This is a genomic window from Photobacterium ganghwense, from assembly GCF_003025595.1.
GTDB lineage: Bacteria > Pseudomonadota > Gammaproteobacteria > Enterobacterales > Vibrionaceae > Photobacterium > Photobacterium ganghwense.
In genome coordinates this window covers 657,863-672,570 of record NZ_PYMI01000002.1, presented here as the reverse complement: position 1 = coordinate 672,570, position 14,708 = coordinate 657,863, and the positions used below count along the sequence as shown (strand labels likewise).

Genomic DNA, 14,708 nt, shown 5'->3' with positions numbered 1-14,708 from the left:
AACGTAAAAATGTATTTCACCGAGAACACTGAAGGTTACAGCCCGCTTATCATGCCATCAGCGAACAATTTCACGCCGGATAAAAAAAGAAATACGTAACACAGTCGATATACCCAGATTTGGCTCACCCGGTGCAGTAACCAGATCCCAAGTTTGACACCTATAGGAGCGAGGGGGATCAGGACCAGAGCAGTAAGCATATTCGTTGTGTCAAACTTACCTAATACAGTGAAAGGGATTAATTTTGCCAGGTTAATCAAGCCAAACAGCACTGCCATAGTGGCTATCAACGTCACTTTCTCCAACCTCAGTGGCAGCAAATATATACTGGCGGGTCCTCCTCCGGCATGAATGGTGGTACTGGAGAACCCGCACAATAGACTCCAGAATCCAGCGCGACCAAAACCTCTCCAGCCGCTAGAGCGAGTTGGTTTACTTTCACGATTCAGGAGGTACTGCAGGCAAAACAAAAGTGATAAAGAGCCAATCAGCAGCTTCAGCACATTTTCAGATGCATACCCCATCAGTAGCCCAGCCAGTGTAACGCCAATGATTGATCCCGGCAGCATGAGTTTGAGTTGACGACGATCGGCATGATGAAAGTGCTCCCGCACGGCGAAAAAATCCATCACACACAAAATGGGCATCATGATGGCAGCGGCCTGTACAGGGGGAATGGTCAACGCCATCAGAGGGACGGCCACAATGCCCAGAGCCCCACCCAACCCACCTTTTCCGATACCATAAATCAATACCGCGGGAACCGCTGCGACATAAAACCATGGGTCAGTCACTATCATTTTTCCCTCACCGGATATACAGATTGTTCAACGTTCAGAAATAATAAAAAAGCGCCCATACGGGCGCTTTCATGCACAGTTCAAATTGTCGCCCTTTTACAGCAGACCAGCATCTGAGGCAAATTTATGCAGGTTGTTATACCCCATTGTGGCGTATGTAAGCGGGTGAGCCACAGCTGGGTCTTGCTCAGCTTCTACAACTAACCACCCACTGTAGTTAGCCGCTTTCAGCACTTTGAACACCGCTGGATAGTCAATGCAACCATCACCAGGCACGGTATACACACCATTTAAGACAGAATTTAAGAAGCTCAACTTACGGTTCTTACAGTCGGCCAATACATCCGCCCGGATATCTTTACAGTGAACGTGATTGATACGATCTGCCCAACGTTCAGCGACCGCAATCGGATCAGCGCCAGCAAACGTCAGGTGCCCCGTGTCTAACAACAATCCCACTTCCGGACCAGTGTGCTTCATCAGGTTATCAACGTCTTGTTCCGTTTCAATCACTGTTCCCATGTGGTGGTGATAGGCAATTTGCACTCCCTGGCTTTGTGTGTAACGAGCAAACTCTGTCAGTTTCTTACCGTACTCCTCCCAGCGCTCTGCCGGAAACTCAGGACGCAGGTGCACGGGTGTCTCCTGTGCCCCATGAATACAGTTGGTCACTTCGCAAGCCACCATGACGGTCGCACCCAATTCACGCAACAGGGTCAAGTGGCTTTGTACTGCCTCAATTTCCTCTTCTACAGATCGTGTCAGCAATTCCAGCGAATACCAGCCCGATACCAGTTTCAAATCATGCTTTGCCAGAATTGGTCCCAACACACTTGCTTCACGCGGAAATTTATTACCTAACTCAAAGCCAGCGAAACCGGCTTGTTTACCTTCCGTCAGGCAAGTTTCCAACGGTGTTTCCGCGCCCAGAGTTGGCAGATCATCGTTAGTCCAGGTAAGAGGATTGATTCCAAGTTGAACAGCCATTGTGATACTCCTTAATCCATAAATAGTGTTGGTACTAGCCGCGCTGACGCCATAAGGTAATCAGATTGTGGTAGTTGACCTTGATGTGCTTCACTAATGTTTCATCATCTATTTTTCCGGCTAGCCACTCTCGGGATGGCTGGCCAAACAGGGTACGACCGACAGCAAAACCTTTGACAATGGATTGGGTTGCTGCCGCTGCGAATCCAGCTTCCAATTCTTCCTGTGGAGCATCGAGCCCAAGCAGAACAACTCCCCGACAATAAGGATCGCGCTCTTCAATCAACGCCGCCGCTTGGCTCCAGCTCTGGCTTGATAGTGGCGGCAGTTTCCACCAGTCGGGTTTCACGCCCAAGTTATAGAAACGTTTCATGGCACGAAGATACAGGGCATCACTAATCTCCATGTCGGCAGGAAGAATAATTTCAAGTAACAGTTCATGACCTGACTTACAGCATGCCTCGTAAACTTCTTTGACCTTCGCTTCCTGGCGCAGACGTGTCGGGTGGTCATCTTCCGGATGGAAGAAAACCAGACATTTCACAATGTGTTCCAACGGCCAGTCGATCAACTGTGAGCCGATATTGCCATGTTCAAGCTCCAACGGGCGTGAGCCTGGCTGCTCAATAGGGCGTCCAATCCACCACCCCTGCCCGGTAATTTCATTCAGTACATCCTGACCAAACGTACTGTCGCACAGCAAACCAACTTTGCCGTTCAGGGCCGCTTCTTCCGCCACTTCCTGGCTGGCTTTGAGAATAAGTTTCTTCAGTGGTTTGATTCTGGATATATCCGCCCCTGCGGCTCGTGCCATATCGACAAACTGGATGCGATGATCGAAGGCCAGCACACATAGTTCTTCCCACACGTTATTACGCGTTGTCACTCGATGCAGATGGTTCAACTCTGAATCCACATCTGGGCGAGGTACAACGTTCGCTCGAGCCAGATAATTATCCAGTTCAACTTTTGTCGGCATTGCAGGTGCACACCCATGGCGAGAGACCACCAGTGCACCACAAGCGTTGGCGTACGCGCATGACTGCTCCCAGGAATCACCATTAAGGTAGCCGCGCAACAGACCGGACATAAAGGCATCCCCGGCGCCTAGTACGTTAAGTACATCGACTCTCACTCCGTGAACAGTGATACCTTCATCCAGTGTTTCCGGGATCTCATCAGTAAAGACAGAGCAACCCAACGGCCCACGCTTACAAACAAATTCCGCCTGAGAAATTTTACGCACATTACGCAGTGCTTCGACGGTATCCGTCGAACCACCAGCAATATGGAACTCTTCTTCTGTCCCAACAATCAGATCGAACAACCCCAGAACCTCCTGCAACTGTTCGGTGACGCTGTCAGACTCGATGAAACGGGTTTCGCCATCACCCAACGACGTTAGTCCCCAAAGCACCGGACGGTAGTCAATATCAAGGGCTGTTTTCACACCATTTCGACGGGCATATTTCAGAGCAGTGAGTACAGCTTCGCGTGTTTTCGGATGTGAAAGATGAGTACCTGTAATCGCCAGGCAGCGTGCCGATGCAATATATTCTTCAGAAAAGTCATCTCCGGTTATCGCCATATCCGCGCAGTTGTCGCGATAGAAGATCAGTGGGAAAGTCTCTTCATCTTTAATACCCAGAATGACTAATCCGGTCAGACGATCTTTATCGGTGATCAAATGAGTGGTATCACAGCCAACACGAGTCAGCTCTTCACGCAAAAAGCGCCCCATATGCTCATCACCAACTCTTGCCAGCATTGAAGACTTCAATCCCTGACGCGCTGTTCCGTAAGCAACATTCCCTGATGAGCCACCCAGATATTTACGGAATGATCCCATATCTTCCAGACGAGCACCGATTTGCTGGCCATATAAATCGACCGCGATACGACCCATGCATATCACATCAAATTTCTTTTCAGTATTCACTTCCATAGCTCCTTACCAGCTCCTGCCTTACACCAGCGATGTGAAATATTGAATGCCTATCAGAACAAGCAATGAAGTTGCCTCTGTTTCACGCTGGGTGACTGCAAAGCACCATTTGTTTCGATAACTCATTTATACGAAATATTTGTTTTATTTTCAATTAATATAAAAACAAGTATTTCATTATGTGATCTCCGCAGAGTTTCCTTTTAAAGACAGGGGAATAGCGCCACAGCTCGTTGAGCAATATTGCCTGTCATCAAATGTGAACAGGGAGGAGAAATGAGTTTCATTGATATGAGTTAAAACTGAAATGAAATTTTCATTTCAAAAAAACAGCCCTGTACAATGCATACAGGGCTGTCGCTTTGAAAGTAAGAATCTTGCGAGTTCTGGAGTAATTGACCGCTAGTACTGTCTTGCCTGCTCGGAAAGCACTCGCTTAATATCGTCAGCCGCTTCAACAATTCTTGGATCATCAGCAACCTGCGCAGTACCGGTACGCCACCATGCCTCGTAACCATGAGTCATTGTCTTCGGCAATACTTTGATATCGATAAGCGAGGAAACCGCCTGCTTACGAGCATCTTCCAATGCGGCGAGTAGTTCCGCTTCGGTGTGTACCGTGTACCCCTTGCAACCATAACTTTCTGCGTTCTTGGCAAAGTCGACTTTCACTAAGTTACCGGTCATCCCGCCTGTCGCAGGGTCTCGATAGCGATTCTCTGTACCATAACTTCCCATCCCCTGGCTCATCTGTAAATTGTTGATACAGCCAAATCCGGCATTATCAAATAAGAGCACCGTTATCTTCAGCCCTTCCTGAATAGCGGTCTGCAGTTCCGAGTGCAGCATCATATAAGAGCCGTCTCCGACCATCGCGTACACCGGTTGCTCAGGGCAGGCAAGCTTCGCTCCGACTGCCGCCGCCACTTCGTAACCCATACAAGAGTAACCATATTCCATATGATAAGTATCAGGCTGCTTTGGCTGCCACACACGTTGCAAATCCCCCGGTAACGAGCCAGCGGCACCAACCACGATAGCATGATCTTCAAGGTGCTCATCCAACAGCCCCAATACGCGAGTCTGAGTCAGACGAGTTTGAAGTGCGTCGCTGTACTCCGACAACTTATCATCGAGATGACCAGCAATTTCAGGTGAGAATCCGTCCTGATATTCAATTGCAAACAGTCGCTCCAGCTCTGTTTTCCATGCTGACTTCGCGAGCCTGATTTCATCAACATACCCGCTGCGGTATCCCACCTGTTCCAATTGATCGCCAATCGCAATCAATGCCTCTTTGGCATCAGCAACGACCGCAGAAGCATCCAGTTTATAAGCATCAAACTCAGCAACATTGATCGTCAGAAACTCAACATCCGGATGCTGGAATAAGGATTTCGAGGCCGTCGTAAAGTCGGTAAAGCGGGTACCAACCCCAATCACGAGATCCGCTTCTTTGGCAATCAGGTTAGCAGCCAGACAACCCGTGGTGCCGACACCCCCCAGATTCAATACATGGTCATAAACAACAGCGCTTTTACCCGCTTGTGTTTCCCCAAACGGGATATTGAAGCGTTCAGCAAACAGACGAAACATTTCATGAGCTTCACTGTAACGAACCCCACCACCACACACCAACATTGGCTTTTTCTTGCTGCGAATCAGCCTCACGGCGTCTTCAATCATGGCTGCGGAAGCCGGACGACGTTCAATCCGATGTACTCGTTTTTGAAAAAAATAGTCTGGGAAATCGTACGCTTCGCCCTGCACATCTTGAGGCAAACAGATTGTGACAGCACCAGTGTCAGCCGGATCGGTGAGCACACGCATGGCATTAATCATCGCACTCATCAGTTGCTCAGGACGGGAAACTCTATCCCAGTAACGGGATACCGGACGAAAACAGTCATTCGTACTGATAGAACAATCATGATACTGCTCAACCTGCTGCAACACAGGATCGGGCTGACGCGAGGCAAATACATCACCAGGCAAAAAGAGAACAGGGATACGATTAGCAGTGGCGGTAGCAGCCGCTGTCACCATATTTGCCGCGCCAGGACCAACGGAAGATGTGACCGCGTAGATTTTTTTTCGCTTTTGCTGCTTGGCGTAACCCATGGCAATGTGAGCCATTCCCTGTTCATTACACCCCTGATGAACCACCAAGTCACCAGCATCCTGCTCCAGAGCCTGACCCAAACCAACCACATTGCCATGTCCAAAAATAGTAAACACACCATGAATAAATTTTTGCTGTTCACCATCGACGTCGACGTATTGCTGGTTCATAAACTTCACCAGCGCCTGGGCGGTTGTCATTCGTAAGGTGCTCATAACCACTGTCTCTCCAATCAAGCAGGCCGTTGCAGAATCCATTCTTATTGAATGTGTCGCTTTATATCTGCCCCACCCTAAGGGGTTTTAGTCTTACAAAATAATATATGGAACATTTTTTTCATTTCAAGACAATTATGAAACGATATGGTCTTTTGTGATCTTGGTATAAATCCACAGCGCTTCATAAACAGCGCCAATTATCCTGACATCCTTTTTAATTAATTAAAATCATATAGATAGACCAATCTATATAGAAGAGCCCTGCCGCCAATAACCCCTGTCATCACAAAACACGAAAAGAGGAACAAGCAGAATGAAACTATTGAAATAAAAATTTCACGTGATAGATTTAATGAAAGTTAAAAATCAATAGAGTTTTACTTCACAGGATGCAAGACACCGGCGGGTGTCATCATAAGCAGAGGTCTAGGATGTCAAAGCTACTCTCAAAATATCATGCGCCTGACGCACATCACCGTACACAGCAGATCACACCGGAATCAGCCGGTTGGAAGTATGTGGGTTTTCAGGTCGTTGAACTGGAAGCTGGTCAGCGTGTTGAAATGCCAGCCTCTGAAAATGAAGTTTGTCTGGTATTAGTCGCCGGTAAAGCCACCGTCTCAACGCCAACAGCCACGTTCGAAAACATTGGCGATCGTATGGATCCTTTTGAACGCAAGAAACCTTATGCCGTTTACGTTACCCAAGGAGAAAGCTACTGCGTGGTGGCAAACACCGCACTTGAGCTCGCCATTTGTCAGGCTCCGGGAAAAGGGAATTACCCGACCCGACTGATTGCTCCGGCAGATATTAATGCAGAACACCGTGGTAACGGGAATAACCAACGCTATGTCCACAATATATTGCCAGATGATAAAGAGGCTGACAGTCTGCTGGTTGTTGAGGTGTATACCAATGAGGGGAACACGAGTTCCTATCCAAGTCATAAGCACGATCAAGATAATGAGCCACATGAAACTTATCTGGAAGAAACCTATTACCACCGTCTGAACCCGCCTCAAGGCTTCTGCCTACAACGCGTGTATACCGATGACCGCTCACTGGATGAGTCGATGGCCGTTTATAACAAAGATGTGGTCATGGCTCCTAAAGGCTATCATCCGGTAGCAACCATGGCTGGGTATGACAACTACTACTTAAATGTTATGGCCGGCCCGACCCGTAAATGGTTATTTACCTGGGAAGAAGAACATAGCTGGATAAACAGCGAAGAGTACGCAGCAAAACACCGTTAACCGAGTTCTCTTTGTCTTTATTGGATAATATTGCCCTGTTTGACCTCACTCAAGCAGGGCTTTTTTGTCTGCTTCAGCATGCCTTAACACCAAACAAATCAGCCCATCCGAACGGCTGGGCTGAAAATGGTTTTTCACACGCAGTTTCTAAACCGACAAAAACACTGCCAACAAAAACACTGCGACTTTAAGGTAGGGAGTTAGCGGCTTTCAGACAGCCATTGTGCCACCTGTTTGGTGTAATAACTGACAACCAGATTGGCACCAGCACGTTTAAAGCCGGTAAGAGTTTCAAATACGACCGCTTTCTCATCCAGCGCACCGGCCATTGCCGCAAATTTGATGGACGCATACTCGCCCCCGACCTGATAGGCCGCCAGCGGCAGGTTAGTTTCTTTTTTCAGGTTAGCCAATACATCCAGATAAGGTGTACCCGGTTTTACCATCAAAATATCGGCGCCTTCTTCTTCGTCCAGCAGCGCTTCCACCAGCGCCTGACGGCCGTTCGCGTAATCCATTTGATAGCCTTTACGATCGCCGTCCAGTTCACTGTCAACAGCCGCGCGGAAAGGGCCATAAAATGAAGAAGCAAATTTTACGGCGTGCGCCAGAATCGCCACGTGCTCAAAACCAGCGGCATCCAAGCCGGTACGAATAGCCTTCACCTGACCATCCATCATCGCGGAAGGTGCCAGCATATCAGCGCCGGCTTTCGCAGCGGTAACACTCTGCTTCACCAGATTTTCCAGTGTTGCATCGTTATCGACACAGTTGTCGTGGACAATGCCGCAATGGCCGTGCGAGGTGTATTCACAGAAACAGATATCAGGAATGACCATCATATCCGGGCAGGCTTCTTTAATCGTTCGAATCATCCGCGCCAATAGACCATTGTCGCTCCAGGTATCGCTCCCTTCCTCATCCTTGTGGTGAGAAATACCAAATGGCATCACGTAACGAATGCCTAATTCATACAGAGCTTTTGCTTCTTCAGCCAACTGGCTTTCCGGTAAGCGGACAATACCCGGCATGGTCGAAATTTCAACCGGTGCCGTGATGCCTTCTTCGATAAACAACGGATGGATTAAATCGGTGAGTTTGAAATCATGCTCACGGACCAGTTCGCGCATGTTTGCTGTATGACGTAAGCGACGCAGGCGCTTAAACGGAGTTGGAAGGGTTGTCATGGACGTCTTTCCCATTGGATACATTTTGTGTGACAAAACTTATCACTGTTTGGCACAAAAGTTTAGGGAATATTCCCCACTTTTGTCGCGGGAGTTATGGCGCTCGGCGTCACCGCCCACACAAAGAAAAACAAACCATTGATTTTAATGGCTTAAAATACCAATGGCAATATCATCGCCTCTCTGGCTGCCTGCCTGACCGGTTATCAGCATCACGGTACATGCCTGAAATTTATACAGATAAAAACCAACAAAACCATTAGCCCGAGCAGGTTTGCTCATACTCATCGCGCGCCTGAATAACCAGATTTACAGCCTGCTCAATCAGCAAACTGGCAGGGGCATTGATATACGATACCGTAAATCGCAACGGACTGGGTTGCCAGTCAGCGTCAAGCAGCACTAAGTGACCACTGGCCAGTTGATCGCAGATCACTTCTTTAGGCAGTGAAGCAATACCGACCCCTTTTTCGACCAGCCGTACGCTGGCTGACAACGAGCTGGCAGAGTAAAAACGCACAGCTAGCCCCTCATCTTGCTTAAAATGACGCGATATTTCATGGTACGGGGCAGTATTACGGGCGTAGGTAATAATTGGCCACTGAGCAAAATCTTCTGCTTTAGCCTGCTGGCTAGTCAGTAAATCAGGGTTGGCCACCCAGTAAAGCGGATAATCACAAATCACCTGATTGATAACAGAAGGCTCCGCTATGGGCCCAAGTAACAGCGCAATATCCACATTGCGTGCCAGCAATTCTTTGCGCAAATTCACCGTTGCATCGACAATCAGCTCGACTTCCACATCCGGTAACTGCTGTTGTATTAGCTTCAGGCAATCCGGCAACCAGGTATGAACCAGCGTCTCGGACACACCAATACGCAGCATACCGGATAACGCTTTTGCCGAGTCAGCTTTGTATTTCAGCTTTTCAGTGTTGGCGAGGATTTTCTCTGCCAGAGGCAGCAACTCTCTTCCTTTTGCTGTCAGCGACACCACTCCTCCTTCACGATAAAACAGCGTGGTATTCAGCGCCTGCTCCAAATTCGCAATCCGGGTAGAAATGGCCGGTTGTGTGGTACACAGATGCTCCGCCGCCTGTCGAAAACTGCCGAGATTTGCAATCCATACAAATGTTTCTAGCTGTTTCAGGTTCAACATAGCCGCTTCTCCTTCGCGTAAAATCCCTATCAGTAACAAGTAAATACAGAATAAATCTCTGACCTATAAATTTTATTTATCAGGTAAGCCAAAAAATCAAGAATAGACATTATCGCAGGAAGCCTTATTGTTACCAAGTATTTACATAATAAGAACCAAGGAGTGGTCCAGATGTTAATCTCAGGAGAAAAAGAGTCCGTTACCCTGCAAACGCTTTCCCTGGCCGAGCTGCGCCAGAAAATACGCGTGAATGCTTATACCGGCTCAACCAGCGGGTTGGCGCCCGGCTACCTGCAGGCCAACCTGGTCATGCTGCCAGCTGACTGGGCGAATGATTTTCTGCTGTTTTGCCAGAAAAACCCGGTTGCTTGTCCACTAATTGGTGTCACAGAACCCGGCAGTCCGTTTTTGGCCGAAATCGGAGCCGATATCGATATCAGCCGTGACGTACCGGAATACCATGTGTTTTATAACGGCCAGTTTGAAACCTCGGTTTCGGATCTGAGCGAGCACTGGCGTGATGATCTGGTAATTTTTGTTCTTGGCTGCTCATTCTCTTTCGAAGAAGCCCTTATTCAGTCTGGCCTGACCGTTCGTAACATCGAACAGGGTCGCAATGTATCAATGTATGACACCCAGATCGCCTGCCAGCCTGCCGGTCGTTTTTCGGGCAACATGGTGGTCTCTATGCGCCCGTTCACGCCTAAAGACGCGATCCGAGCGATTCAAATCACTAGCCGTTATCCGAAGGCACACGGTGCGCCTGTTCACTTCGGCGACCCGACAGCCATTGGTATCAGAGACATCAACACGCCAAATTACGGGGAAGCGGTTGATATCTTCGACGGTGAAGTACCGGTGTTCTGGGCTTGTGGAGTAACGCCACAGAATGTCATTCGCCAAAGTAAACCACCGATCTGCATCACTCATGCGCCGGGCAAAATGCTGATTACTGATTTGCTGAATAATGCACTGTCAGTGCTTTAACACACGTCAAACAGTCAATTCAGGGAGGAAACCGCATGAAAATCAATTGTGATATGGGCGAGAGCTTTGGCATCTGGAAAATGGGCAGCGATGAGCAAGTCATGCCTTATCTGGATATGGCGAATATTGCGTGCGGTATGCATGCATCTGATCCCACGGTAATGCTCAATACCGTCAGGCTGGCCAAGCAACATCAGGTCAGTGTGGGGGCGCATCCCGGTTATGCTGACCTGCAAGGGTTTGGTCGCCGTCAAATTGCAATGAGCCAAGATGAGTTGTCTGCCCTGTTCATCTATCAGGTTGGAGCTCTGGCAGCCATTTGCCAAGGTGAATCTGTCTCTCTCGATTACGTAAAGCCTCACGGTGCACTTTATAACACCATGATGAAAAACGATGAGGTTTTTATCACTCTGGTTGAAGCGATGAGTAAAGTCGCTCCGTCTCTGCCACTGGTTGTTATGGCGGTACCCAATCATGAGAAATACCAAGCCCTTGCCGCTGATTACGGCATTCAGCTGTGGTTTGAAGCCTTTGTGGATCGTGCTTATGATCAGGATGGGCGACTGGTACCACGTACTGTGCCGGGCTCAAGTTATCACGAACTGAACCAGATCCGCCGTCAGGCTCGCCAGATGATCGAGGAAAGAAGCGTTACCACCCTTGATGGTCAGGTTATCCCTGTACATGCCGACACCTTGTGTATCCATGGGGATGGTCCATTGGCACTGCCCACCGCCCAGCTGCTTCGCGATTTATTACCGCCAAGTAACCCATACGGAGGCGCCTTATGACTATCTCGATGGCTATCACCTCAATCACTATCACGCCAGTTAATGAAAGCTCTTTGATGGTGTACTTTGCCAATCAGGCCAGTCCGGAAACCGCTGATCATATCGCCGCAGTGCTGCCAGTGTTACGTGCAGAGTTAGGACAATATCTGGTTGATCTTGTCCCTTCGTATACCTCCATCCTGGTGACATTCGATCTGATGGCTATTGGCCAGCGTGATTTCACAGCCCTTCTCAAACAGGTGCTGTCAACCGCTGAACAGCGGCATTCCGAGACCGAATTAAGCCCCATGATCGAGCTGCCTGTTTACTATGGGCCGGAAGTTTCACTTGATGCCGATGAGATCTGCCGCCACACCGGACTGGATTTTGATCAGATCATCTCGATCCATGCCAACACGATTTACCGAGTCTATGCGATCGGTTTTGCACCAGGATTTGCTTATCTCGGCAATACGGACTCACGCATTCATATACCGCGCAAGCAAACGCCACGCGCCAAGGTTCCCAAAGGCAGCCTGGCACTGGCTGATCAACAAACTGCAATCTATCCGAAAGCCTCCCCGGGCGGCTGGCAGATCATAGGTCGTACCCCAATCGATTTGATCGATTTTCAGCGGGAAAATCTGACCGTGTTCGAGATGGGTGCCAAGGTCAAGTTTACCCCGATTACCCGAGATGAGTTTCTGGCATTGGGTGGGGTCATTGAAGAGGAAGAATATCGCCGCGCAGAAATGCGCGCAGCGGCTGAACCGGTCAGGGAGGTGGCATGACATTACGTATATTAACACCGGGGCCATTGAGTCTGGTGCAGGATTTGGGTCGCCACGGTCATCAGCATATTGGCGTCAGCCCTGGCGGGCCAATGGATGAACATGCTTTTTTATGGGCAAACCGTTTGCTGGATAACCCGTTAAATGCAGCACAAATCGAGATTGCAATGGGGCAATTCAGTTGCGAGTTTCATGCTGATACGACAATTGCATTGACCGGAGCAGATATGAATGCCCGCCTTAACGGAAAACCTGTTGCCTCTTGGCAAAGCCTCCGCGTTCGATCCGGTGATCAGCTGTCATTGCGCGGCGCACGAAACGGTATTCGTTCGTACCTGGCCGTTAAAGAGGGATTTAAAGTCACTGGCGTTCTCGACAGCTGTGCAACGGTTATGCGTGACGGGCTGGGCGGTTTCAGCCGACAAGGTGACAAGCTGATGGCGCAGGATCGCCTGCGGTATAACGTGACTACCCCAATGCCAACGCGCAGGGTACCGGAGCAATTCATTCCCGACTATGGTCAGTTAATTACCCTTAGCGTCATTCCCGGCTACCAATACGATCTGTTTGACCAAGCCGAGCGCGAGCGTTTTTTCAGCAGTGAATTTACAGTAACGCCGCAGATTGATCGCATGGGTTATCGCCTGTCCGGGGCTGCCATTGCATGCCAAACCACCAGTTTGATCTCTGAAGGGATCGCGCTGGGTGCAATCCAGATCCCCGCCGACGGACAGCCGATCATCCTGATGAGGGATCGTCAGACGATCGGAGGCTATCCCAAAATCGGCTGTGTCACGGCAAGGGATCTGAGCAAGCTTGCCCAGTGCCAGCCGGGAGCGACCGTTCGTTTTATTGAAAAGGATCTCTATCAAGCCGAAGCCGAGCGCATGATTGAGCATCATTTTTTTCGCGGATACGTCGGTAAAAAACATGCCGAACAACTACTGAATCAAGCGAAGTAAAAGAATCCCCTAACTGTCAGTGGTAAGTGAGATCACTTACCACAGGGAGACGCACGCAAAGATAAACATCATAACAATCATATCAACAAGACATACATTGCCCAGCGGATACGGGCTTTTCAATACAGGAGTAGACTTATGGCATCAGAAAAAGTGATCACTCAGACAGGCGGATCGTCAGCATCAGCGATGTCTGCCACTGCCAAACCACGTTCAGGATCAAGTTCAGAATCACGTTCCGGTTTTAACTGGTCGCTCATCATGGGCGCCGCTTTCCTGATGGCAACCTCTGCCGTTGGCCCCGGCTTTCTGACCCAAACTACCGTCTTTACCCAAACCCTTGGGGCCAGTTTTGCCTTCGTCATTTTAGTTTCCATCCTGCTCGATATTGGTGCACAACTTAACATCTGGCGGGTAATCGTTGTGGCCAGAAAACGGGCTCAGGATATTGCCAATGAGCTGCTACCGGGACTGGGTTTTGCTATTGCAGGTGCCGTTGCCCTGGGTGGACTGGCATTCAACATCGGTAACGTTGGCGGTGCAGGAATGGGCATGAATGTGCTATTCCCTTCCCTGTCACCGATTGTCGGCGCTGCAATCAGTGCTGTTATTGCGGTAACTATCTTCCTGCTGAAAGACGCCGGTAAAATCATGGACCGCTTTACCATTCTGATGGGTGGTGCACTGATTGCCATGACACTGTACGTGCTATTCTCCACCGAACCGCCTGTGGGTGAAGCGCTGTATCGCTCTGTCTGGCCAGAAAATGTGGATGTGATTGCTATTGTTACACTAGTGGGTGGTACGGTTGGTGGATATATCACTTTTGCCGGCGCACACCGCCTGATTGATGCCGGAGTCACCGGTCAGGAAGCCCTGCCACAGGTCAACCGTGGCTCGATTTCAGCAATCAGCCTCGCCTCTCTGGTTCGTATCGTCCTGTTTCTGGCCGCGCTGGGCGTCATCAGCCAGGGCGTGACACTGGATCCAAGCAATCCACCGGCTTCTATGTTCCAGCATGCTGCAGGTAATGTCGGGTACAAACTGTTTGGTCTGGTGCTTTGGGCGGCAGCCATCACCTCGGTTATCGGGGCGGCGTATACATCTGTATCTTTCCTCAAGACCCTGCACCCGGCTATTGAAAAACACTCAAGCGCCTGCATCATCGGTTTTATTGTGACTTCCACCATGATCTTCTGTTTTGTGGGCAAACCGGTCGCGCTACTGATTATTGCTGGTGCGCTGAACGGTTTCATTCTGCCCGTTACCCTTGGCACTATGCTGGTTGCCGCTCGTAAGAAAGCCATCATCGGCAACTATGAACACCCCGTCTGGATGTCGGTTGTGGGCTGGTTGATTACAGCAATGATGGCCGCCATGAGCCTGTATACGCTTTACAACATGTTCATCAAATAACGCTGCATACCAGACGTTGGACACATTAAAAACAAATCGTCTAATGCGTCATGATAATCAGGTGTTGCATAGAAAAAGACCGCTCATTAGAGCGGTTTTTTCTTACTA

At 49.3% G+C, this 14,708-nt stretch carries 13 protein-coding genes; 7 read left to right on the top strand and 6 right to left on the bottom strand.

From position 1 onward, the window contains the following. Window positions 1-35: 35 nt before the first annotated feature. From C9I92_RS08885 to iolD, 4 genes are all read right to left on the bottom strand, one after another. Entirely contained in the window at window positions 36-800 is a 765-nt protein-coding gene (locus C9I92_RS08885; RefSeq protein ID WP_084712516.1) for a sulfite exporter TauE/SafE family protein, read from the bottom strand. A gap of 96 nt (window positions 801-896) precedes the next feature. Beyond that, the gene (gene iolE, locus C9I92_RS08880) at window positions 897-1,787 is read right to left on the bottom strand and encodes a myo-inosose-2 dehydratase (protein WP_047884646.1); all 891 of its coding nucleotides are present in this window, start codon (window positions 1,785-1,787) and stop codon (window positions 897-899) included. Between the two features lie 34 nt (window positions 1,788-1,821). Continuing rightward, the gene (locus tag C9I92_RS08875; protein WP_207104048.1) at window positions 1,822-3,732 is read right to left on the bottom strand and encodes a bifunctional 5-dehydro-2-deoxygluconokinase/5-dehydro-2-deoxyphosphogluconate aldolase; all 1,911 of its coding nucleotides are present in this window, start codon (window positions 3,730-3,732) and stop codon (window positions 1,822-1,824) included. Between the two features lie 402 nt (window positions 3,733-4,134). Further along, complete coding sequence (gene iolD, locus C9I92_RS08870; protein WP_084712517.1) at window positions 4,135-6,069, bottom strand: 3D-(3,5/4)-trihydroxycyclohexane-1,2-dione acylhydrolase (decyclizing); 1,935 nt, start codon at window positions 6,067-6,069, stop codon at window positions 4,135-4,137. A 434-nt stretch (window positions 6,070-6,503) separates the two neighbouring features. On the opposite strand from iolD, the gene iolB reads away from it, so the two are divergent. Both iolB and C9I92_RS25270 read left to right on the top strand, forming a co-directional pair. Further along, window positions 6,504-7,328 (top strand): 5-deoxy-glucuronate isomerase, encoded by an 825-nt coding sequence (iolB, locus tag C9I92_RS08865; protein WP_047884648.1) that lies wholly within the window; start codon window positions 6,504-6,506, stop codon window positions 7,326-7,328. 11 nt (window positions 7,329-7,339) lie between these two features. Next, window positions 7,340-7,519 carry a hypothetical protein gene (locus C9I92_RS25270; RefSeq protein WP_146149680.1) on the top strand — a complete coding sequence of 60 codons (180 nt, stop codon included), beginning with the start codon at window positions 7,340-7,342 and terminating at the stop codon, window positions 7,517-7,519. Between the two features lie 9 nt (window positions 7,520-7,528). On the opposite strand, the gene hemB is transcribed toward C9I92_RS25270, so the two are convergent. Then, complete coding sequence (gene hemB, locus C9I92_RS08860; RefSeq protein ID WP_047884649.1) at window positions 7,529-8,515, bottom strand: porphobilinogen synthase; 987 nt, start codon at window positions 8,513-8,515, stop codon at window positions 7,529-7,531. Between the two features lie 259 nt (window positions 8,516-8,774). Beyond that, on the bottom strand, window positions 8,775-9,674 hold the full coding sequence (locus C9I92_RS08855; RefSeq protein WP_053061773.1) for a LysR family transcriptional regulator: 900 nt from the start codon (window positions 9,672-9,674) through the stop codon (window positions 8,775-8,777). A 171-nt stretch (window positions 9,675-9,845) separates the two neighbouring features. On the opposite strand from C9I92_RS08855, the gene C9I92_RS08850 reads away from it, so the two are divergent. The 5 genes from C9I92_RS08850 to C9I92_RS08830 all read left to right on the top strand — a co-directional run bounded on the left by C9I92_RS08850 (window position 9,846) and on the right by C9I92_RS08830 (window position 14,600). Continuing rightward, complete coding sequence (locus C9I92_RS08850; RefSeq protein WP_047884650.1) at window positions 9,846-10,661, top strand: putative hydro-lyase; 816 nt, start codon at window positions 9,846-9,848, stop codon at window positions 10,659-10,661. Between the two features lie 35 nt (window positions 10,662-10,696). Next, a complete protein-coding gene (locus tag C9I92_RS08845; RefSeq protein ID WP_047884651.1) occupies window positions 10,697-11,452 on the top strand; it encodes a 5-oxoprolinase subunit PxpA in 756 nt (251 codons plus the stop codon). Further along, window positions 11,449-12,222 carry a 5-oxoprolinase subunit PxpB gene (gene pxpB, locus C9I92_RS08840; RefSeq protein WP_242551954.1) on the top strand — a complete coding sequence of 258 codons (774 nt, stop codon included), beginning with the start codon at window positions 11,449-11,451 and terminating at the stop codon, window positions 12,220-12,222. Before C9I92_RS08845 ends, pxpB begins: the two co-directional genes overlap by 4 nt. Continuing rightward, window positions 12,219-13,184: a 5-oxoprolinase subunit C family protein gene (locus C9I92_RS08835; RefSeq protein ID WP_047884652.1), complete on the top strand. Its 966-nt coding sequence runs from the start codon at window positions 12,219-12,221 to the stop codon at window positions 13,182-13,184. Before pxpB ends, C9I92_RS08835 begins: the two co-directional genes overlap by 4 nt. Window positions 13,185-13,322: 138 nt before the next feature. Continuing rightward, window positions 13,323-14,600, top strand: coding sequence for an NRAMP family divalent metal transporter (locus C9I92_RS08830; protein ID WP_084712518.1), 1,278 nt, complete (start codon window positions 13,323-13,325; stop codon window positions 14,598-14,600). The last annotated feature ends 108 nt before the right edge of the window (window positions 14,601-14,708 follow it).